Annotated in this window: 14 protein-coding genes; 4 read left to right on the plus strand and 10 right to left on the minus strand. The window is 68.5% G+C overall.

Annotated features, from left to right (window positions below; genetic code table 11):
- Positions 1 to 13: 13 nt before the first annotated feature.
- On the minus strand, positions 14 to 1633 hold the full coding sequence (locus DBY63_RS19870) for a methyl-accepting chemotaxis protein (protein WP_108582649.1): 1620 nt from the start codon (positions 1631 to 1633) through the stop codon (positions 14 to 16).
- Positions 1634 to 1861: 228 nt separating this feature from the next.
- Here DBY63_RS19870 and DBY63_RS19875 point away from each other — a divergent pair, with 228 nt between their 5' ends.
- On the plus strand, positions 1862 to 4948 hold the full coding sequence (locus tag DBY63_RS19875) for a response regulator (RefSeq protein ID WP_108582650.1): 3087 nt from the start codon (positions 1862 to 1864) through the stop codon (positions 4946 to 4948).
- On the opposite strand, the gene DBY63_RS19880 is transcribed toward DBY63_RS19875, so the two are convergent.
- Positions 4945 to 6261 (minus strand): APC family permease, encoded by a 1317-nt coding sequence (locus tag DBY63_RS19880; protein WP_108582651.1) that lies wholly within the window; start codon positions 6259 to 6261, stop codon positions 4945 to 4947. The genes DBY63_RS19875 and DBY63_RS19880 overlap by 4 nt on opposite strands.
- A gap of 394 nt (positions 6262 to 6655) precedes the next feature.
- Between DBY63_RS19880 and DBY63_RS19885 the strand changes: the two genes are divergently transcribed.
- Positions 6656 to 9565, plus strand: coding sequence for a PAS domain-containing protein (locus DBY63_RS19885; RefSeq protein ID WP_108582652.1), 2910 nt, complete (start codon positions 6656 to 6658; stop codon positions 9563 to 9565).
- 9 nt (positions 9566 to 9574) lie between these two features.
- Here the strand turns inward: DBY63_RS19885 and DBY63_RS19890 are convergent, their stop codons facing one another.
- Positions 9575 to 10507 (minus strand): transporter, encoded by a 933-nt coding sequence (locus DBY63_RS19890; protein WP_042133836.1) that lies wholly within the window; start codon positions 10505 to 10507, stop codon positions 9575 to 9577.
- A gap of 89 nt (positions 10508 to 10596) precedes the next feature.
- A complete protein-coding gene (locus tag DBY63_RS19895; protein WP_108582653.1) occupies positions 10597 to 11589 on the minus strand; it encodes a helix-turn-helix transcriptional regulator in 993 nt (330 codons plus the stop codon).
- A gap of 277 nt (positions 11590 to 11866) precedes the next feature.
- On the opposite strand from DBY63_RS19895, the gene DBY63_RS19900 reads away from it, so the two are divergent.
- The gene (locus DBY63_RS19900) at positions 11867 to 12832 is read left to right on the plus strand and encodes an alpha/beta hydrolase (protein ID WP_108582654.1); all 966 of its coding nucleotides are present in this window, start codon (positions 11867 to 11869) and stop codon (positions 12830 to 12832) included.
- Positions 12833 to 12847: 15 nt separating this feature from the next.
- Here the strand turns inward: DBY63_RS19900 and DBY63_RS19905 are convergent, their stop codons facing one another.
- The 3 genes from DBY63_RS19905 to DBY63_RS19915 form a co-directional block, all read right to left on the minus strand.
- Positions 12848 to 14005, minus strand: coding sequence for a D-alanyl-D-alanine carboxypeptidase family protein (locus DBY63_RS19905; protein ID WP_232104545.1), 1158 nt, complete (start codon positions 14003 to 14005; stop codon positions 12848 to 12850).
- A gap of 134 nt (positions 14006 to 14139) precedes the next feature.
- On the minus strand, positions 14140 to 15513 hold the full coding sequence (locus DBY63_RS19910; RefSeq protein WP_108582656.1) for a HAMP domain-containing sensor histidine kinase: 1374 nt from the start codon (positions 15511 to 15513) through the stop codon (positions 14140 to 14142).
- Complete coding sequence (locus DBY63_RS19915) at positions 15491 to 16168, minus strand: response regulator transcription factor (protein WP_027599584.1); 678 nt, start codon at positions 16166 to 16168, stop codon at positions 15491 to 15493. The genes DBY63_RS19910 and DBY63_RS19915 overlap by 23 nt, the downstream gene beginning before the upstream one ends.
- A 151-nt stretch (positions 16169 to 16319) precedes the next feature.
- Between DBY63_RS19915 and DBY63_RS19920 the strand changes: the two genes are divergently transcribed.
- The gene (locus DBY63_RS19920) at positions 16320 to 17108 is read left to right on the plus strand and encodes a substrate-binding domain-containing protein (protein ID WP_108582657.1); all 789 of its coding nucleotides are present in this window, start codon (positions 16320 to 16322) and stop codon (positions 17106 to 17108) included.
- Positions 17109 to 17265: 157 nt separating this feature from the next.
- Here DBY63_RS19920 and DBY63_RS19925 read toward each other — a convergent pair whose 3' ends face one another.
- The 3 genes from DBY63_RS19925 to DBY63_RS19935 all read right to left on the minus strand — a co-directional run bounded on the left by DBY63_RS19925 (position 17266) and on the right by DBY63_RS19935 (position 21143).
- The gene (locus DBY63_RS19925) at positions 17266 to 18579 is read right to left on the minus strand and encodes a citrate:proton symporter (RefSeq protein WP_027602121.1); all 1314 of its coding nucleotides are present in this window, start codon (positions 18577 to 18579) and stop codon (positions 17266 to 17268) included.
- Positions 18580 to 18693: 114 nt separating this feature from the next.
- Positions 18694 to 20007 carry a C4-dicarboxylate transporter DctA gene (dctA, locus tag DBY63_RS19930; RefSeq protein ID WP_007158581.1) on the minus strand — a complete coding sequence of 438 codons (1314 nt, stop codon included), beginning with the start codon at positions 20005 to 20007 and terminating at the stop codon, positions 18694 to 18696.
- A 56-nt stretch (positions 20008 to 20063) separates the two neighbouring features.
- On the minus strand, positions 20064 to 21143 hold the full coding sequence (locus DBY63_RS19935) for a 4-oxalomesaconate tautomerase (protein ID WP_108582658.1): 1080 nt from the start codon (positions 21141 to 21143) through the stop codon (positions 20064 to 20066).
- Positions 21144 to 21188 lie beyond the last annotated feature (45 nt).

The following is a 21188-nucleotide window of genomic DNA, read 5'->3' on the forward strand; positions in this document are numbered from 1 at the left end:
GCGTTCAGCTGGATCAGACCGAGAAGCGACCGACCAGGCGATTCATGTCCACCGCCAGGCGCGAGACCTCATGGGCGGCCGCGGCGGTCTGGTGGGCACCGGCCGAGGTCTGGATCGACAGATCGCGGATGCTGACCAGATTCTGGTCCACCGACCGGGCGACCTGGGCCTGCTCTTCCGAAGCCGTGGCGATGAGGAAATTGCGCTCGTTGATCTCGGTGATGGAGCGGGCGATCTCCTCCAGGGCGGCACCGGCTTCGTGGGCGATCTTCAGGGTGGCGGTGGCCTCGTCGCGGCTGCGTTGCATGGCCTGCACGGCGCCTTCCGAACCGCTCTGGATGCCGCCGATCATCTGCTCGATCTCGCGGGTGGATTCCTGGGTTCGGTGGGCCAGGGCGCGCACCTCGTCGGCGACCACGGCGAAGCCGCGACCCTGTTCACCGGCCCGGGCGGCTTCGATGGCGGCGTTCAGCGCCAGCAGGTTGGTCTGCTCGGCGATGCCACGGATGACATCGACCACGGTGGCGATGCCTTGCGCCTGTCCGGCCAGAGCGACGATCTGCTCGCTGGTGTGGGACACGGTGCTGGTCAGGGAGTTGATGGCATTGACGGTCTCGGTGACGCGGGCCGCGCCCAGGCCGGTGGAGCGCTCGGATTGCTGCGCCGAGGTCGAGGCCGAGGCGGCGTTACGCGCCACCTCCTCCACGGCGGCGGTCATCTCGTTGACCGCCGCGGCAGCCTGTTCCACCTCGCCGTTCTGGCGTTGCAGGCCACGGCTGGCTTCTTCGGTCACGGCATTCATCTCTTCGGCGGCGGACGCCAGCTGGGTCGAGGCTTCGCCGATGTGGCTGACGGTGTCGCGCAGGGTCTGCTGCATCTGCACCGTGGCCCGCATCAGGTCGGCCATCTCGTCGCGACCCTCTGCCACAACCGACACCCGCAGATCGCCTTCGGCAATGCGCTTGTTGATGTCCAGCACCTGGCGCAGCGGCTGCAGGATGCTGCGGGTATAGAGCACGGCCAGCACCACGGTAAGGACCACGGCCACGGCGGAGATGACCCCGAGCAGCCAGAGGTTACGGCTATAGGTCTGGTTGGCCAGCTCGCCCGCCTGCTTGGCGCCGCGTTGGTTGAAGTCACCCAGGGCGACGATCTTCTCCTGCAGGTCGTTGGTCAGCGGACGGATGTTGGCGTTGACGTAGGCGGTCCCTTCGCTGGCCGGACGCGTCCGGGCGATGGCAACGATCTCGTCGAGCCGGGCGTCGTAGGCCTTGACGCCGGCGGACACGGCATCGGCCAACCGCTGCTCCTCAGGCGAAGCGACCAGGGCCTGATAGGCCGCCACCTCCTTCTGCAGCTGGCCGCGCGTCTGGGCGATGGTCGCCGCGGCGGTCTGCTTCATCTGGTCGTCCTCCGAGGCCACCATGCGCAAGGTCTCCAGGCGCAGACGGAGCACCAGGGTATCCATCTTGGCGGTCTGGGCGATGCTGGCCATCCAATTGGTCTCGACGTCCTGCTCCGCTTTATAGAGCGAATTAAGGCCGACGGCCGAGGTGACCGCCAGGACCAGCAGCAACAGGGTGACGGCGGCAAAACACACGGCCGAACGGGCCGACAATCTCAGGGTACGCATGGAATGACTCCGGGCAGACAGGGCAGATTCACCTCCTTCTGTTCGGCGTCACCGTCCCTTGACTGAATAGCCACCCATCGCCGATCAGCGGCACCCCCTCGATAAGCTGCAGGCTAGAGCTGGCGCGGCCTGCAGCGATATGCACCGGCCCGACGACGGGAGCTCAAGCCTGGCAAAGGACCACTCTAACTCAGGCTAGAATGAGCCTTCTCCACCATCGAAATGCCCATGTCGCCTATCAAGTCCCGCCCTGCGCACCTGGTCCCGCTGCGCAACCGCCTGCTGGCCATCGCCTTCGCCGGGATCGTGCCCCTGGCGCTGATTGCCGGGCTGGGGCTGTGGCTGCTCGTCCATCACCAGCAGCATGAAGCTGAACAGCGGGCGCTGGAATCCAGCCGCCAGGCCGCCACCACCATCGAGAGCGAACTGCGCCGTTCGGTAACCATCCTCCAGGCCCTGGCCGAGTCGCCCCTGCTGGCGGCGGGCGACCTGGAGGGCTTCGCCACCCTGGTCGAGCGGGTCCTGCCGCTGGCGCCGGGATGGCGCTCGGTGCTGCTCGCCACACCGGATGGCCAGGTGGTCCGGCGCATCTCGACGCAACAGCGTCAACCCGCGGGCTCGCTGGCCGAGCCGGAAAGCTTCGCCGAGGTGGTCGCCCGACGTCGCCCGGTCATCGGTCAGCTGGGCAAGGGGCCCTCCGGCCAGCTGGCCTTCCCGGTAAGGGTGCCGGTGCAGCGCGAGGGTAGGCTGAGCTTCGTGTTGACCGCGGTGATGACACCGGAAAGCATCCGCGCGGCGCGTCTGGCCCGCGCCCTGCCCAAGGACTGGGTGGGCTCGGTATTCGATCGCCATGGCCTGCGCATTGCCCGTACCAGTCTGCATGAGGAAAGCCTGGGCGAGCCCGCCCTGCCAGGCCTGGCGGCGATCCTGATGCAACCGGGCGAGGAAGGCGTCGGCACCGCCCGTACCCGCGAAGGCCGCCAGGTCTATACCGCCTTCGTGCGCCTGCCCGATTCCGGCTGGACCGTGACCACCGCCATCCCCACCGAAGAGGTGACCGCGGCCGCCAATCGCTCCTTCGCCCTCTATGGCGGTGGCCTGGTGCTGTCGGTGGCTTTCGCCTGGGCGATGGCCCTGCTGCTGTCGCGGCGCATCAGCCAGCCGGTACAGGCGCTGCAGGCCGCCGCCCAGGCGCTGGGCCAGCGCCAGCCACCCGTGCTGCCGGACAGTGACGTCCTGGAGATCCGCCAGGTCGGCGAAGCCCTGCTGGCCGCAGCCGACGCCCGCCGGCTGCTGGAAGAGGAGCGTGACGACTACCTGCGGGGCCTGCAGCTGAGTCAGGAACAGCTGCAGCTGCAGGTCGCCGATCTGGAGGTCCTGCAACGGCTCAATCATCGCCTGCTGCAATTGCCCTCGCTGTCGCAACAGTTGCGGGAGATCCTCGAGGTCCTCTGCCACTTTCATCAGACGTCCCTGGGCTGCGTCTCGCTGCTGGAAGACGGCAAGCCGCCGCAGCTGTATTTCGCGCCGGGCTTCGCGGCCGAGGAGCAGGACCAGTTGGCCGCCCTGCAGCCCGCGGACAGCGCCTGTGCCGCCGCCCTGCGCAGCGGTACCCGCGTGGTGATACCGGAGCTGGCGACCGCGCCGGAGTTCGCCGCCCTGGCCACGCTTGGCCGCCGCCTGGGCTTTGCCGCCCTGCATGCCGTGCCCTTGCGCAGTACCCTGCACGGCACCCTCGGCGCGCTCACCGTGCACCTGCCGGAGGCCGGGGAACCCACGCCGCGCCAGCAGCGCCTGGCCGATCTGTGCGCCTCCAAGGCGGCGCTGGTGATCGATCGCGCCCGGATCCAGGAGGCCGCGCTGCACTCGCAACGCCGCCTGCGGGTGGCGCTGGAGAGCTCGCAGGTGTCCTTTGGCATCGCCGTGCCCGCTGCCGAAGGCGGCTTCGTCTGGGACTATCTCAACCCCATCGGCGCCGCCACCCTGGGCCACGACGGCAGCGCCGCGCATCCCAGCCTGCCCTGGGCCGGTCCGCGCATCCTGCAGGCCTGTGGTGAGCACCAGGCCGACGAGGCGGCCTGGTCCGTCGAACTACAGGGCGCCGATGCCAGTGGCACCAGCCGCTGGCTGCAGATCAGCGCCACGCCCTTCGACGGCAACGTGGCGGTCTGGTTTCTCGACATCACCGAGCGCAAGCGCCAGGAACAGCAGCTGCGCGACAACGATCGGCAAAAGGATGAATTCCTCGCCGTGCTGGCCCATGAGCTGCGCAATCCCCTCGCGCCCATCCGCCATGCGGCGGCGCTGATCGCCGCGCCCCAGGCCTCGCTCGAACAGCAACAGCGCAGTTGCCAGACCATCGAGCGGCAGGTGGAACGCATGGGCGCCCTGCTCAATGACCTGCTGGACATCTCACGCATCACCTTTGGGCGCATCACCCTGCACAATGCCTTCGTTACCCTGCAGACGGTGCTCCAGGCGGCGGCCGACGCGGCCCAGGCGCCGATGCAGGACAAGGGTCAGAGCTTCATGCTGCAACTGCCCGAGGCGCCGCTCTGGCTTTACGCCGATACGCTGCGCCTGGAGCAGATCTTCATCAACCTGCTGGGCAACGCCGCCCGCTACACCCCGGCGGGCGGTCGGATCATCCTCTCCGTACAGGCGGGCGCCAAAGAGGTGCGGGTGGAGATCGCCGACAACGGCATCGGCATCGCGCCCGAACGCCTGACCGATCTTTTCCAGATGTTCGGCCAGATCGATCCGCGCCTGGCGGAACGCTCGCCGGGCCTGGGTATCGGCCTGGCGCTGTCCCGCGAACTGGCGCGGCTGCAGGGTGGCGACATCACCGCGACCAGCGCCGGCCTGGGTCAGGGCAGCCGCTTCATCGTGAGCCTGCCGCTGACCGTGGCGCCTCCGGCGGCAATTGCCGAGCCCGTCGCAGCGGAGCCAGCGCTGCCGGCCACCCGGCGGATCCTGGTGGCGGACGACAACCCCGACATCGCCGACACCATCGCCGAATTGCTGGAGCTGGATGGCCACGAGGTACGGGTCGTCTACGACGGCCAGGCGGCGCTCACGCTGTTCCAGAGCTATGGCCCCGACATCGTCATCTCCGACATCGGCATGCCGGGGCTGACCGGTCACCAACTGGCCCGGGCGATCCGCGAGATCCCGGCCGGGCAGGCCGTCAAGCTGATCGCCATGACCGGCTGGGGTCAGGCCCAGGACAAGGCCGAGGCCTTGGCGGCGGGCTTCGATCATCACCTGACCAAGCCGGCCGACATGCAGATCCTCTATGCGCTGGTGGGCGGCTAGGCTGTGACCCGGCGCGCGCCGGCCAGCCGCGTCAGGCCATAGAGCGCGGCGCCGACCAGCAGCATCAGCGCAGCGCGCCACCAGGTCGCCGCGCCCTGCTGGGCCAGGAGCACCGCACAGGAGGCCAGGGCCAGCACCGGAAAGAGCCAGTGGACGCGGAAATGCGCGTGTTCGACCCGGTCGCGCTTGAGCACCAGCACCGCCAGGTTGGTGCTGATGAACACCACCAGGAGCAAGAGCACCACGGTCTCGGCCAGTACATCCAGGGTGCTGGTATAGGTCAGGGCGATGGCCACCGCGGTGGTGGCGAGGATGGCGACCCCCGGGGTCTGTCGCCGCGGCAGCACCCGACCGAGCACCGCCGGCAGCAGCCCCTGGCGGGCCATGCCGTAGGCCAGGCGGCTGGCCATGATCATGGTCAGCAGCGCGCCATTGGCCACCGCGATCAGGGCGATGACGGCGAATAGCCGGGTCGGCACGCCCAGCCCCGAGGCGCCGAGGACGTCCATCAGCGGCGCGCCCGAGGCCTTGAGCTGCGCCACCGGCAGCACCAGCGCGGCGCCCGCCCCCACCAGCATGTAGACGATGCCGGCGATGACCAGGGCGCCAAACAGCGCCCGCGGATAGACGCGGCTGACATCGCGCACCTCCTCGGCCAGGTTGGCCGAGGTCTCGAAGCCGACGAAGGAGTAGAAGGCCAGCAGCGAGGCGCTGAGAATGGCCACCGTGGCCGAGGGCGCATCCACCTCCAGCAGCCGCGCGGGCTCACCCTGCCCCTGGGCGACGAACCAGGCCGCCGCCACGATGACGATCACCAGGCCCGACAACTCGACCAGGGTCATCACCAGGTTGACCGACAGCGATTCCTTGATGCCCCGGGCATTGAGCAGGCCGATGAGCACCAGGAAGGCCAGGCAGACCCAGCCGGCCGGCCAGGGCACCAGGGCCTGCAGATAGCCACCGGCAAAGGCCACCGCCAGCCCCGCGGCACTGGTGACGCCAGCGGCCAGCATCGAGAAACCCACCAGAAAGGACAGCCAGGGCCGGCCGAAGGCGCGTTCGGCAAAGACCGCCGCGCCGCCCGCCCTCGGGTACTTGGTGACCAGCTCGGCATAGGAGGCGGCGGTCAGCAGGGCGAACAGCAAGGCGATCAGCAGCGGGGCCCAGATGGCGCCGCCGACCCGCCCGGCGATGGTCCCCGCCAGGGCATAGACACCCGCGCCCAGCACGTCGCCGAGAATGAAGAACAGCAGCATGGGCAGGGTGACGGCGCGTTTGAGCGTGGTGGTTGTAGGGGAAGATTCCGTGGCCATGGCGTGGTGCTCCTGGAGCGGTCGAAGAGACGGACGCGGGCCCTTGCCGAACCCGTCGCGTGCAACCGTAGAGAGCCCACGCGCCGACCGGGTTCCAGCCCCTGACCGTTCGTCCCCCGGGCCGGACGGTCAGGCGCGCGGGCATAGCGCGATCCTGGGCCCCGGCTGCCGGCCAGCCGCCGCTGCGCTTGCCCTCGTCTAGCCCGGGAGCCCGCGCGAGCGCACCGTTTCGCTGGCATGCAGCGGTTTTGCCCGGCCACCGGCAAGCCACCGATCCGCCGGGTTTGCCGATCAGCGGCAGGGCCTTTTCGCCCTCGCGGGCCCTTGCCACACTCTCCGACTTTTTGCGGTCGAACGACCCTGAAGATCCCTTCCCCCGAGGATGCCCAGCAAGATGAGTGAGGGACCCCTGGCCACGCTGACGCGCGCCGAACTCGAAGCCGAGGTGCTGCGCCTGCGCGCCGCCTTGCAGGAGGCCCTGCCGGACAAAGACGCCCCCCGCCGCCCCAGCAAGGCACGCAGCCGCGCCGTACTGGAAAGCACCACCCAGTTCGCCATCGTGGTCTGCGACCGCGAGGGGCTCATCACGGACTGGAATCCGGGCGCCGAGCAGGTCATGGGCTGGACCGCCCAGGAGATGATCGGCCAGGATGCCTCGCGCTTCTTCACCCCTGAAGACCGGGCCAACCGTCGTGCCGCGTACGAGATGGCCAAGGCGTTGCGGGATGGCAGCGCCATGGATGAGCGCTGGCACCTGCGCAAGGACGGCCAGCGCTTCTGGGCCTCGGGCGAGATGATGGCCCTGACCGACGACGACGGCGAGCCCCTGGGGTTCGTCAAGATCCTGCGCGATCGTACCGTCGAACACCTGGCGGGCCTGGCGCTCAAGGAAACCCAGGAACGCTACCGGCTGGTGGCCGAAGCCACCAACGACGCCATCTGGGACTGGGACTTCAGCACCGGCCAGGTGCGCTGGAACGAAGCCCTGACCACGGCCTATGGCCACGCCCCGGAAGCGGTGGACTCTACCGGCAGCTGGTGGCTCGCCCAGATCCATCCGGACGACCGCACGCGGATCGACGCCTCCATCCATGGGGTGATCGATGGCGACGGCCTGGTCTGGACCGACGAATACCGCTTTCTGCGTGCGGACGGCTCCTATGCGCTGGTGTTCGACCGCGGCCGGGTGATCCGTGATGTCTACGGCCGCCCCACGCGGATGATCGGCGCCATGCTGGACATGAGTCAGCTGCAGACGGCGGAAACCGCCCTGCGCAAGAGCGAAGAGCGCTTTCGCGCCATCATCGAGACCATCGGCTCGGCCTTCGCCATCGTCCAGGTCAAGTTCGATGCCGACGACAAGCCCATCGACTACCGCTTCCTGGAGGCCAATCCGGCCTTCGAACGCCAGGCCGGGGTCAATCTGCGCGGCAAGTGGGTGACCGAGTTCGCCCCCAACCTGGAGCAGTTCTGGTTCGACACCTATGGCCATGTGGCCAAGACCGGCGAACCGGCCACCTTCGAGAACTACGCCAACACCTTCGAACGCTGGTTCGATGTGCGCGCCGTGCGGGTCGGCGACCCGGACGAGCGCCAGATCGCCATCCTCTTCAGCGACGTGACCGAGCGGCGCAACGCCGAGGAACGGCTGCGCGTCAGCGAGGCCCTGGCCCGGGAGAACATCGAGCGCGTGCAGCTGGCGCTTTCCGCGGGCGCCATCATCGGCACCTGGCACTGGGACCTGCCGACCGACAGATTCACCGTGGACGAAGCCTTCGCCACGGTCTTCGGCCTCGATCCGCAGCTGGGCCGCGAGGGCCTGAGCCTGGCGCAGGTGGTCACCAACGTCCATCCCGATGACAAGGAGGGCCTCGCCCGGGCCATCGAGGTGGTGATCGCCCAGGCCGGATCCTTCGCCCATCAGTACCGGGTGCGCCGCGCCGACGGCCACTACTACTGGATCGAGGCCAACGGCCGGGTCGACCATGCCGCCGACGGCACGCCGCTGCGCTTTCCCGGCGTGCTCATCGACGTCGAGGAGCGGCGCGCCATCGAGGCCGAGCGCGACAAGGCCCTGGCCGCCCTGCGCACCCTCAACGACACCCTGGAGGTGCGCGTGGCCGAACGCTCGGCCGAGTTGATGCAGGCCGAGGAAAAGCTGCGCCAGGCGCAGAAGATGGAAGCCGTCGGCCAGCTCACCGGCGGCCTCGCCCACGACTTCAACAACCTGCTGGCCGGTATCTCCGGCGCGCTGGAACTGATGGAGACGCGCATCGCCCAGGGTCGGCTGCGCGAACTCGATCGCTACCTGGTGGCCGCCCAGGGCGCGGCCAAGCGCGCCGCCGCCCTCACCCACCGGCTGCTGGCCTTTTCCCGGCGTCAGACCCTGGCGCCACGACCGGTGGACGTCAACCAGCTGATCGATGGCCTCACCGACCTCATCCAGCGCACCGTGGGTCCGAGCATCCAGGTCGAGACGGTCGGTGCCGCCGGCCTCTGGCCCGCCCTGGTGGATCCCAGCCAGCTGGAAAACTCCCTGCTCAACCTGTGCATCAATGCCCGCGACGCCATGCCCGACGGCGGCCGCATCACCATCGAGACCGCCAATCGCTGGATGGATCGCGAGACCGCCCGCGCCCAGGAGCTGCCGGAAGGCCAGTACCTGTCGCTGTGCGTGACCGATACCGGGGTCGGCATCCCGCCCGAGGTGGCGGCCCGGGTGTTCGAGCCCTTCTTCACCACCAAGCCCATCGGCCAGGGCACCGGTCTGGGCCTGTCGATGATCTATGGCTTCGCGCGCCAGTCGGGCGGCCAGGTGCGGCTCTACTCCGAAGTCGGCCAGGGCACCACCCTGTGCATCTATCTGCCGCGTTACCTGGGCGAGGCGCCGGCCGACGAAGACCTGGCCACGCACCTGGACATGGCCGGCAGCGCCCAGGGCGAGACGGTGCTCATCGTCGACGACGAGCCAACGGTGCGGATGCTGGTGGTGGATATCCTCGAAGACCTCGGCTACGCGGTGATCGAAGCCGCCGACAGCCTCACCGGCCTGAAGATCCTGCAGTCCGATGTGCACCTGGATCTGCTGATCACCGACGTCGGTCTGCCCGGTGGCATGAACGGCCGGCAGATGGCCGATGCGGGACGCCAGTCACGCCCGGGTCTCAAGACCCTGTTCATCACCGGCTATGCCGAGAACGCCGCCATCGGCAACGGCCACCTGGACCCCGGCATGGAGATCCTGACCAAGCCCTTCGCCGTGGACACCCTGGCGGCGCGGGTGCGCGAGATGATGGGCGGCTAGTCCACCTTGCTAGAAGCTGGCGCCGATCTTCAGCGCCACCGTATAGCCTTCCGCCCGGTTGCGCGTCTCGAATTCCTTGTAGGCGTGCAGCCAGATGGCCGGCAGCCCAGAGGCGGGGTCGAAGTAGCTGAGCGCCGGCCCCAGCGCCAGGGTGCGGGCGCGGTTGCCATGGGTCAGGCCGGGGGCGTCGTCGTCGCTGAGCTGGCGGTAATAGTAGCCGCCCAGCCCCGCCGTCCAGGGACCGACGTGCTGGCCGACGGCGAATTCGTGGCGATACTCCACCCCGCTGCGGTAGTCGGTGGCCGAGTTGCGCGCATTGATGTCGACCTGGAAGCTGGACGACAGCTCCAGTCCGCTGGGGCTGATGTAGCTGGCGTTGAAGATCGGCGAGACCGTCCAGTGGTTGGTCCCGGGACTGACCAGGCGATTCTTGTCGTAGTCGCCGGTGGGCGCCTGGATCGACAGCTGGGTGTTGATGCCGACGCCGGGCGCCGGCTCCCAGGCGAGGATCAGCGGAATCAGCTGCAGGTCGGCCGGGCGGAACAGCTCGGCGCTGTCGCTGAACACCCGCTGCCCGCCGGCGTTGATACCGAGGTCCGCATCCATGCGAAAGAACACCGAGACCGCGCCGAAGCCGTAGCGCGCCCCGAACAGCTGCTGATCGGTCATGCGCAGATAGGCCAGGCCGATGGCCAGGACGTTGATGTTGAAATCGTTGCCATCGTCCCGGCCATGGCTGTCCTTGATCACCCGCGCCTGGTAGTCGCTGAAGCGCATGCCGATCGTACCGACGGGCGTCGACGGCGGCATGAAGCCGGCGCCGAAGTCCTGCACCCCTGCGGCGGTGGTCGGCATGCCCTTTTCGGTGGCGTGGGTGGTGGCGGCCAGCGCCGCGAGTGACAGGACGGCGGCGCGGGTCAGCATTCCGGGCAAAGACGGCATGGCGGGATTCCTCAGGGCTTTCGAGCGGGCGAGCGAGGCCTCACCGGGCACGCGAGGCGCCCGGTCTTGGCATAGGGATCAGGGGGAGATCAGTCCGGCGCGGCGGCGACCTGTTGCGCGATCTGCGCCTTGCGGTTGACGCCGAGCTTCTCGTAGATGCGCCTCAGGTGATGGCGGACCGTGGCCGGCGCCATGCCCAGGTTGCGGGCGACTTCCTTGTAGGTCTGGCCGAGGGCGAAGCACTGGGCCACTTCCAGCTCGCGGGCACTGAGGCGTTCCGCCGAACTGCGCCGGCGCGCCTTGAGCAGCAGCAGATCGCCCAGTGGCTGGGCATCGAGCTGCAGGGTACGGCCCTGGTAGGTGCCCTGGGGATCGCAGGCGGGCGGCAGGCGATTGCCTTGCCAGCCCTCCCACTCTCCCGCCAGCAGGGCGGCGAAGCCGGGCTCCATGGACAGCAGCACGCCATAGCGATCGCACACCGCCAGGGCCAGTTCGTCGAAGCTGCCCTGACTGTCTCTCAGGGTCGCCAGGGTGCGCAGGCAACTCTCGCGCTCGGCATGCAGCAGGTGCGGCATCAGCCATTCCACCAGCTGGCATTCCATGGCGGTGAAGGGGGTGGCGGGATGTTCGCGGAACAGCGTGAGGTGCACGCCCAGGCGGGTCTGGTCGTCGGTGAGCACGATGCGCAGGCCATGGGCCAGGCCATACCGCTGCCCCAGGGCGGCCAGACTCGGCGAGGCCGTCAGGTCGCGGCAGTCGAACACCTGGCAGCGTCCCTGCACCAGGTGCAGGTCGCCGAGGGTGCGGTCGTCGGCCTTGAGGGCATCCCATTCGCGGGTATAGCTGCCGGGCAGCCCCAGCAGAAAGGTGCTGTGCGCCACGGGGACGCCGTCGCGCCAGGCGGAGTTGCCCCACCAGGCCTTGTCGAAGGCGACCAGGCGTTGCAGCTGCGCCAGGGCCTGGGCATGGAATTCGGTGATGGCCCCGCCCCGCAGGCGGGCTTGCAGCGCCAGGACGACCTGGCTGAAGCGGGCGACCACGTCGCTGGGCACACTGCAGGAAACGACGGCTGACTGATCCATGCTACCCCCATTGTTTTGATTGTCTGGGTAGGATGCCGGCCCCCTGACGGGGCCTGGCTTGGGTCCGAGTCTACCGTACCGCGGCGGCGCGCCTATCGTTCAGATGCAGGATAGGCCGCCCTCAGCCACGGGCGCGACCGCGCAACGGCCGCGGGCTAGCCGAGGTCCAACAGCCGCCGCCATCGTTCATCTGATCGATAGACCCGCCCCAAGCCTGCGGCGAGGCTGGCGGCGACCCGGCGTCCATCCTGGCGCCCGGGACCACAGGAGAAGCCCCATGCCCGACGTCTTCGCGCGCCTCACTCCCGAGGTGGGCGGCCTGCTGGCGCAGCTGGCCGCCCACCCGCAGCCGCCGCTGGACAGCCTCACCCCGGCGCAGGCGCGCGCCGCCTATGTGCAGCTGAATCGCGCCCTTGGCCTGCCGCCGGCGCCGGTAACGCGGGTGGACGAACTCAGCGCCCCCGGTCCGCTCGGTCCCATCCCGCTGCGCCTCTACCGCCCCTATGCGGAAGACGATCGACCGCGCCCGCTGGTGGTCTATCTGCACGGCGGCGGCTGGGTGATCGGCGACCTGGACAGCCATGATTCGCTCTGCCGCCAGATCGCCCTGGGCACCGGCTTTGCGGTGCTGGCGGTGCACTATGCCCTCGCCCCCGAGCATCCGGCACCGGCGAGCCCCGACGATGTGCTGGCCGCCCTGCACTGGCTGGCCCAGGCCGGCAGCGCCCTGAATCTCGATCTCGACCGCGTCGCCGTAGCCGGCGACAGCGCCGGCGGCGGCCTGGCGGCCATGGCTGCCCTGCACCTGCGCGAAGGACCGCTCCGGCTCAAGGCCCAGGTGCTGATCTACCCTGGCGTCGATAACACGCCCGACGCCTGGAACCACCCCTCGCGGATCGAGAATGCGGAGGTCCCGCCGCTGACCCGGCCGATGATGGACTACTTCTCCGGGATGTATCTCCAGGACGTGGACTCCCGCGATCCGCGCGTCTCGCCGCTCTATGCCCCCTCCCACGCCAACCTGCCGCCGGCGCTGATCTTCGGCGCCGAATGCGACGCCCTGCGCGATGACGCCCGCCTCTACGCCCAGGCGCTGATCGGCGCCGGCAACGCCGTGGAGTACCACGAGTTGCCGGGCATGATCCATGGCTTCATCGAGATGCTCGGGGTGCTGCCAGGCGTGCGCTGGACCCTGGAAAGGATGAATGCCTTTCTGCGCGAGCACCTGCAGCAGGCGACCTGAGGCCGCCCGCGCGGGTCAGACCCGGCCGAACCAGTGCAGCACCAGCCGGTAGAGGTGCTCCGGCCAGCGCGACCACCAGCCGCCCTGCGCCGCCGCCTCCAGGGCCACCAGCGGGCGGGTCTGCAGGACGCGGTCGCCCTCCACCAGCTCCAGGCGGCCGACCACCGCGCCCTGGGCGATGGGCGCCACCAGCGGCTCGTTCAGCACCAGGCGGCGCTCGGGTGGTTGCTGGCCCTTGGGACGGGTCAGCACCACGTCCTCGGTCACGCCCACCGGCAGGGTCGCCTGCTCGCCCTCCCAGATCGCCGGGGTGCCCAGGGCGACGCCGGCCTTGTCGAGGCTCAGGTTGTCGAAGAAGCGATAGCCGTAGGTCAGCAGCTTCTGGGTGTCCGCCGCGCGGTTGTTGATCGAGTTGGAACCGAACACCGCGGTGATCAGCCGGCGTCCGTCGCGCAGCGCCGAGGTGACCATGCAGTAGCCAGCCGCCTCGGTATGCCCGGTCTTGAGGCCGTCCACGGTGTGGTCGCGCCACAGCAGCAGGTTGCGATTGGGTTGGCGGATGCCGTTCCAGGTAAAGTACTTCCTGGCATAGAGCTCATAGTAGGCCGACTCGTCCTGGATGATGGCGCGGGCCAGCAGCGCCATGTCGTAGGGCGAGGAAAAGTGCTCGGGGTCGGGCAGCCCGGTGGGATTCATGAAGTGACTGTCGTGCAGGCCCAGGCGCTGCGCGGTGGCGTTCATCAGGCTGGCGAAGCTCTCGTTGCTGCCGGCGATGTGCTCGGCCAGGGCCACGCTGGCGTCGTTACCCGAGTCGATGACGATACCCTGCAGGAGATCGTGGACCGACACCTGGCTGCGCGGATCGAGAAACATCCGCGAGCCTTCGGTGCGCCAGGCGTGCTCGCTGACGGTGACCGGGTCGTCGGCCTTGAGCTGGCCGGCCTGGATGTCGCGGGTCGCCACATAGACGGTCATCAGCTTGGTCAGGCTGGCCGGCGGCAGGTGCTCGTGGGCATTCTCTTCGGCGATCACCTGGCCGGTGGTGGCATCCATCAGCACCCAGGCCTTGGCCGAGAGCTGGGGCGGCGAAGGAATCAGCACGGTGGCGGCGGGCGCAGCGGCGGGTGCAGCGGCGGGCGCGGCCTCGACCTGGCCGAGCCAGGCGAGACCCAGGGCGGCGAGGCCCAGTAGCAAGGGGTGTTTCACGAGCGGCAGATCCGGTGTGGCAGGAGGGGCCCGCCATCCTGGGAGAGCCCTGCCCCGGTCTCAAATGAAGCAAAATGAAGAAAAATTTAGGAAGGCGTACCTCACCCGGCGCTGGTGATGATCACCCGCGCGCCCACCGGTTCGGCCGCCTCGATGCTCAGGCTGAAGCCATGCAACCGCACGATGGCCGCCACCAGCGACAGGCCCAGGCCATAGCCCGGTTGCTGGCGACTGGCATCGCCGCGATAGAGCCGGCGCAGCACGCTCTCGCGCTCGGCCTCGGGAATGCCAGGGCCGTCGTCGATCACCTCGATGCGCACCGCCAGGCCGACGCCACGCGCCACCAGCCGCACCCTGCCCCCCTCGGGAGCGAACTTGAGGGCGTTGTCGAGCAGATTGACCAGCGCCTCGAACAGCAACTCGGCGTCGCCCTGCACCTCTGGTAACCCCTCGCCCAATTCCAGGCTCAGGGTCTGGGCCTTTTCCTGGGCCAGGGGTTCGTAGAAGTCATGGGCCTGGCGCAGCAGCGCGGCCAGGTCCAGGGGCGCGAAGGCCATGCGCCGCCGGGTGTCCTCCAGCTCGGAGATGCGCAGCAGGCCCTGGAAGCGCGACATGATGGCCTCGGTCTCGGCCAGCGCCTCGCCGAGGCTGTCGGCCTGGGGTTCGGCCAGCGGCAGTTGCTGCAGCTGGTGCAGGCGCGCCCGCAGCCGCGTCAGCGGGGTGCGCAGGTCATGGGCGATGCCGTCGCAGACGCCCTTCACCTCGTGCATCGAGCGCTCCAGCTGCACCAGGGTGGTATTGACCGCATCGGCCAGCATGTCCAGCTCGTCGTGGCGCGGCGACAGTGGCAGGCGTTCCTCCAGGTGACCGGCGACGATCCGCTCCAGGCTGCGTTGCAGTCGCTCGACGCGCCGCAGCGGTCGTCGCCGCAACAGGTGCCAGCCGACCAGGCCGGGGATCAGGGTCAGCGACAGGCCCCAGAACAGCGCCTGGCCGATGATGCCGCCCACCGCCGAGATGGAGCCGCCGTCGCGGGCCAGCACCAGGATGCGGCCGTCGGCGCGGCGCTGCAGAAAGGCATGGCTGCTGCGGGTCTCGTCCAGGGCGTCGGTGGTCCTGAGGCCGCGCTGCAGGTAGTGCACCCGGCCGTCGTCCGGCAGGTTGCGCAGGAGCTTGACCAGGTTGCCGGCCACATAGCGCCCATCGGCCTCGAACAGGCCGTAGGCGTCGATACCGGGCATGGAATAGACCTCGCTGGCCTGCAGCTCGCCCAGCAGGTCGGCATCGGCCACCTTGCCGTAGTAGTGCGCCCGCTGCAGCAGGGTGCGCTCCGCCACGGCGCCCAGGTAACCGGAGATCTGCCAGTAGAGCACCCCGGTGAAGACCGCGCCCCAGGCCACGAAGAGCAGCGCATAGAGCGCCAGCAGGCGGCTGCTGCCCGAGCGCCAGCGCCTAGTCCGGGACGACGAGGACATAGCCGGCTCCGCGAACGGTATGCACCAGCGGCCGCCCCGACCGCTCGATCTTGCGTCTGAGCCGCCCCATGTGCACGTCGATGATGTTGGTGCCCGGATCGAAGTGATAGCCCCAGACCTGCTCGAAGAGCATGGTGCGGGTCACCAGTTGCCCGGCGTTGCGCATCAGGTAGGTGAGGATCTTGAATTCGGTGGGCAGCAGGGCGATGGCCTCGCCGGCACGGGTCAGGGTGTTCTCGATCAGGTCCAGGGTCAGCTCGCCGACCCGCAACTGGTGACTGGCGGACTGCGCGCCCGGCCGTCTGAGCAGCGCCTCCAGGCGGGCCATCATCTCCACCAGGGAAAAGGGCTTGGTCAGGTAGTCGTCACCGCCGCATCTCAGGCCGCGCACGCGCTCGTCGACATCGGACAGGGCGCTGAGCATCAGCACCGGGGTGGCGATGCCGAGGCCACGCAGGGTGCTGACGATGGTCAGGCCATCGAAGTCCGGCAGCATGCGGTCGAGGGTGATGATGTCGTGGCCGCCGGCGATGGCCGCGGCCAGGCCCTCGCGGCCGGTGCTTTCCCAACGTACCTGATAGTCTTGCGCCCGCAATTCGCTGGCGATGGCGTGGGCGGTCACCTCGTCGTCTTCGATGACCAAAGCCTGGGTCATGATGGCCTCTGGATCTGGCGCCCGGTCTGGCGGACCGGACACCCTAGGGAAAACGACCAGGTCGGTAAATTAAATTTTTCTTCATTCGGACTAACGCGCTTCCGCCTCGCCCGCGGTCTATCGTCGGTCTTTTCACCCTGGAGTCTTCACCATGTTTCGACGTCTGCCCACCCTCGCCCTTGGCGCCCTGCTGCTGGCCTCCACGCCACTGCTGGCCGCGCAACCCGTCACCACCCTCACGGTGCTGAGCTCGGGCGGCATCATGGGCGCCATCCGCGAAGTCGCCCCGGCCTATGAAAAGGCCACTGGCGTGAAACTGGACATCGCCGCCGCGCCGTCCATGGGCGACACGCCCCAGGCCATCCCCCAGCGCCTGGCCCGCAACGAGCCGGCCGACGTGGTGCTGATGGTGGGTTCGGCGCTGGACAAGCTGGTCGCCAGCGGCCAGGCGCTCAAGGACAGCCGGGTCGACCTGGGGCAATCCTTCATCGCCATGGCGGTGCGCAAGGGCGCGATCAAGCCGGACATCTCCACCATGGAGGCCTTCAAGCAGAGTCTGGAAAGTGCCCAGTCGGTGGCCTATTCCGACAGCGCCAGCGGTGTCTATCTGGCGCACATCCTGTTCCCGCGCATGCAGCTGAGCGATGCCTTCAAGGCCAAGGCGCGCATGATCCCCGCCGAGCCGGTGGGCGAAGTCGTCGCCCGTGGCGAGGCGCAGCTGGGCTTCCAGCAGCTGAGCGAATTGAAGCCGGTGCAGGGCATCGACATCGTCGGCCTGATCCCTGACCAGGCGCAAAAGATGACCCTCTATTCCGGCGCCGTGGTCAGCAAGAGCACGCACCCGGATGCCGCGCGCGCCCTGCTGCAGTACCTGGCCTCGAAAGACGCCGCCAAGGCCATCGAGGACAGCGGTCTCAAGCCCATTCCGACGCAGCAGTAATAAGGCCGCTCCCACAGCGGTTGATGCTTTTGTAGGAGCAACTGTCTTGATCGCATATCGCGGCCATGGGCCGCTCCTACAGGCACGGACGCCACCGTAGGAGCGGCCGCTACGGCGCACCGGCATGGCCGCGATAAAGACAGTTGCTCCGCCGGCGTCAGACGAAGAAGGAGATGGCACCGGTGAGCAGGGCGATGGCGGTGATGACCAGGGAGGTCAGCACCGCCCATTTGACGGTGGCCTTCTGGAAGTCGCCGATGTCGCGGTCGACCATGCCCACCAGCAGCAGCGTCGAGGCCACCAGCGGACTCATCAGGTGCACCGGCTGGCCCAACACCGAGGCGCGGGCGATTTCCACCGGATCGATGCCGTAGGCCGCGGCGGCGTTGGCCAGGATGGGCACCACGCCGAAGTAGTAGGCATCGTTGGACAGCACGAAGGTCAGCGGCATGCTGGTGATGGCCACCACCAGCGGGAACCAGTGGCCCCAGGCCGGCGGAATCCAGTCGACCAGGGTCTGGGCCAGGGCGTCGACCATCTTGGTGCCGGAAAAGATGCCGGCGAAGATGCCTGCGGCGAACACCAGCAGCACCACGGTCATGGCATTGCCGGAGTGGGCCAGGATGCGCTCCTTCTGCAAATCCAGTTGCGGATAGTTGATCATCAGCGCCAGCACGAAGCCGATCATGAACAGGATGGCGGCGTGCATCACGCCCATGACCAGAGCGGTCATCACCGCGATCACCAGCACCAGGTTGACATAGGCCAGGCGCGGCCGCTTGGTCGGCGAATCACCGAGGATCTCCTCGATGTAGCACTTGCCGCCGGCCGCCCCGCCGCTCTCCAGGGCGACGTTGCCGATGCGCGCGCGCTCGCGGCGACCCAGCAGGTAGGCGGTGAAGACCACCCAGGCCGCTCCGCCGATCACCGTGGGCAGCATGGGAATGAAGTAGGCGGTGGCATCCAGCCCCAGCGCGGCGATGGCGCGGGTGGCCGGGCCGCCCCAGGGACTCATGCCGCTCATGATGCTCAGCGAGAGCATGGAGACGGTCGCCAGCACCATGGGATTCATGCCGATGCGCTTGTACAGCGGCAGCATGGCCGCGCAGGTGATCATGTAGGTGGTGGTGCCGTCGCCGTCCAGGGCCACCAGCAGCGAGAGCAGCGCGGTGCCGATGGCGATCTTGACCGGGTCGCCGTTGACGCGCTTGAGGATCTTGCGGATCAGCGGATCGAACAGCCCGGCGTCGATCATCAGGCCGAAGAAGAGGATGGCGAACAGCAGCAGCGCCGCCGAGGGCGCCACCATCTTCAGGCCGTCGAGCATCATCTTGCCGGTGGTGGGGGCGAAGCCACCGATGAGGGCGAAGACGATGGGCACCACGGTGAGCGCCACGATGGGCGACAGACGTTTGCTCATGATCAGGTAGGTGAAGGTCACCACCATGATCAGACCGAGAAGCGCGAGCATAGGCATATCCCTTGTTCTTGTTGTGGGTCTGGCCGGACGCGGGCCAGCCGATCCCCGCCTCCGGCCAGCTGACGGCGCGGAGGTGGGATTGCAGCGGTAGCGGGGTTGGAACGATCAGGCGTGGGGACGAACGTCCGGTGCCGTCCACTCGGCGGCCTCGGGCAGCGCCACGGGTTCGGCCTTGCCACTGGCCAGGGCGCGCATCAGCTTGTCGCGATCGCAGGCGCCCTCGCCCAGCGCGATCACCACGGTGGCCACGGCGTTGCTGGCCAGGCTGGTGAGGGCGCGGGCCTCGGACATGAAGCGATCGATGCCGATGAGCAGCGCCAGCCCGGCCAGGGGGATGTCGTGGATCACGGTGAGGGTCGAGGCCAGGGCGACGAAGCCGCTGCCGGTCACCCCTGCCGCGCCCTTGGAGGACAGCAGCATGATCGCCAGCATGGTCAGGGTCTGGCCGACGGTGAGGTCGATGTTGCAGGCCTGGGCGATGAAGACCGCGGCCAGCGACAGGTAGATGGCGGTGCCGTCCAGGTTGAAGGAGTAGCCGGTGGGCAGCACCAGACCGACCACGCCCTTCTTGCAGCCCAGGCCTTCGAGCTTCTGCAGCATGCGCGGCAGCACCGGCTCGGTGGACGAGGTGCCCAGCACCACCAGGAATTCCTCGCGGAAGTAGCGCAACAGCTTCCACAGGCTGAAGCCGCGCGAGCGGCACAGCGCGCCCAGCACCACGAAGACGAAGAAGGCGCAGGCGATGTAGAGGGTGGCGATCAGCTTGGCCAGGGAGCCCAGCGAGGTGATGCCGTACTGGCCCACGGTAAAGGCCAGGGCGCCGAAGGCACCCACCGGGGCGAAGCGCATCAGGTAGCCGAAGATGCGGAAGACCATCTGCGACGCCGACTCCAGCACGTCCAGCACCGGCCGGCCGCGCTCGCCCATGGCGGACAGGGCGAAGCCGCAGAGCACGGCGATGAACAGCACCGGCAGCACCTCACCCTTGTTGAACGCCCCCATGAAGGTGTCCGGGATGATGTGCATGAAGAAGTCCACCACGCTGAGCTTGGCCGCCGACGCCGTGTACTGGGCGATGCTGGCGGTGCTCAGGGTCGCGGGATCGATGTTCATGCCAACGCCGGGCTGGAACAGATAGACCGCGCCGAGGCCGATGAACAGGCTGATGACGGTGAGCACCAGGAACAGCAGCAGCGTCTTGCCCATCAACCGGCCCAGGGTGCTCTTGTCGGTCATGCCGGCGATGCCGGTGACGATGGTGCAGAACACCACGGGGGCGATCATCATCTTGATCAGTTTGATGAAGGCGTCACCCAGGGGCTTGAGCGCGACGGCCTGTTGCGCCCAGAAGTGACCGACCAGCACCCCGAGGACCACGGCGCAGAGGATCTGGAAGTACAGCGATTTGGCAAGTTTCATGGGGCATCACCGTTTATTGAAGTTGTGCGGATGCGCTGGTGGTTGGGGGTGTCGCGTTAGCCGGCGAGCCTCCGCGCGGTAGGCGCATAGACATGACCGGAAAACAGACGGCGCGCGGTCCGGACGACCGAGGCCTGGATGGTAGTGCCGTCCGCGCCGCCGCGCGACAGCACCACGTCGATCCCGCCGCTGGGATGCTCCAGGCGGACATGGGTCAGGTCACGCGCCGACTCGCCGAGCAGCGCCATCACCACGGTCTCCGGGGTGACGCAGGCGGTGGCCAGGCCGATGGAGCCGGTGATGGCCAGCGCCCGGTGGCAGCTGTGCGGCATGAAATAGCGCACCTGCAGGGTGCCGCCCTGCTGGGGCGCGGAAATCAGCACCGGCTTGGGGATCACCTTGCCGCTGACATCGCCCAGGCCCATGGCCCGACCCGCCTGCAGCCGCAGGGCTTCCAGCCGCGCCAGCAGCGCCGCGTTGGCGTCCAGTTCGGCCGGCCGCTCGCTGCCGGTCACGCCCAGGTGGCGGGCCTCGACGATCATCATCGGCATGGCCATGTCGATGCAGGTCACCGGCACGCCGTCGAAGACATCGGTGGCCTGGCCGGTGGGAAACAGCTGGCCGGTCTTGCTGCCCACGGCGTCGAGAAAGGTCAGCTGCACCGGGGCGGCGGTGCCGGGCACGCCGTCGATGGCGGTGTCGCCTTCATAGCGCACCAGGCCGCCGGGCGTATGCACCAGGGAATCGACGAAACTGTTGGTGTTGAGGTTGCGGATACGCACCAGGGTCTTGCCGTCTCTCGCAGCAACCAGCCCCTGCTCCACGGCGAAGGGCCCCACGGCGCAGAGCATGTTGCCGCAGTTGGGTGCGGTATCGACGCGCCGCTCGGCGACCATCACCTGGACGAAGAGGTAATCCACGTCGGCATCGGGATGACTGGACGGGCTGATGATGGCGACCTTGCTGGTCTGGGGACTGCCGCCGCCGATGCCGTCGATTTCCAGCTCGTGGCCGGCACCCATGAGGTCGATCAGCATCTCGTCGCGCGCGGCGGAATCGCTGGGCAGGTCGCTGGCGTGGAAGAAGGGGCCCTTGGAGGTGCCGCCTCGCATGAGAACGCAGGGAATACGTTGCATGACTGCTGACTCTTGTTGATCAATAGCGGTTATTGATGTTCTAGG

The sequence above is a fragment of the Pseudomonas sp. RIT411 genome (assembly GCF_003057735.2).
Lineage (GTDB): Bacteria > Pseudomonadota > Gammaproteobacteria > Pseudomonadales > Pseudomonadaceae > Chryseomonas > Chryseomonas oryzihabitans.

Coding starts and splice junctions, on each gene's coding strand:
- DBY63_RS19870 (WP_108582649.1), bottom strand. CDS start 1,633: ATGCGTACCCTGAGATTGTCGGCCCGTTCGGCCGTGTGTTTTGCCGCC.
- DBY63_RS19875 (WP_108582650.1), top strand. CDS start 1,862: ATGTCGCCTATCAAGTCCCGCCCTGCGCACCTGGTCCCGCTGCGCAAC.
- DBY63_RS19880 (WP_108582651.1), bottom strand. CDS start 6,261: ATGGCCACGGAATCTTCCCCTACAACCACCACGCTCAAACGCGCCGTC.
- DBY63_RS19885 (WP_108582652.1), top strand. CDS start 6,656: ATGAGTGAGGGACCCCTGGCCACGCTGACGCGCGCCGAACTCGAAGCC.
- DBY63_RS19890 (WP_042133836.1), bottom strand. CDS start 10,507: ATGCCGTCTTTGCCCGGAATGCTGACCCGCGCCGCCGTCCTGTCACTC.
- DBY63_RS19895 (WP_108582653.1), bottom strand. CDS start 11,589: ATGGATCAGTCAGCCGTCGTTTCCTGCAGTGTGCCCAGCGACGTGGTC.
- DBY63_RS19900 (WP_108582654.1), top strand. CDS start 11,867: ATGCCCGACGTCTTCGCGCGCCTCACTCCCGAGGTGGGCGGCCTGCTG.
- DBY63_RS19910 (WP_108582656.1), bottom strand. CDS start 15,513: ATGTCCTCGTCGTCCCGGACTAGGCGCTGGCGCTCGGGCAGCAGCCGC.
- DBY63_RS19915 (WP_027599584.1), bottom strand. CDS start 16,168: ATGACCCAGGCTTTGGTCATCGAAGACGACGAGGTGACCGCCCACGCC.
- DBY63_RS19920 (WP_108582657.1), top strand. CDS start 16,320: ATGTTTCGACGTCTGCCCACCCTCGCCCTTGGCGCCCTGCTGCTGGCC.
- DBY63_RS19925 (WP_027602121.1), bottom strand. CDS start 18,579: ATGCTCGCGCTTCTCGGTCTGATCATGGTGGTGACCTTCACCTACCTG.
- dctA (WP_007158581.1), bottom strand. CDS start 20,007: ATGAAACTTGCCAAATCGCTGTACTTCCAGATCCTCTGCGCCGTGGTC.
- DBY63_RS19935 (WP_108582658.1), bottom strand. CDS start 21,143: ATGCAACGTATTCCCTGCGTTCTCATGCGAGGCGGCACCTCCAAGGGC.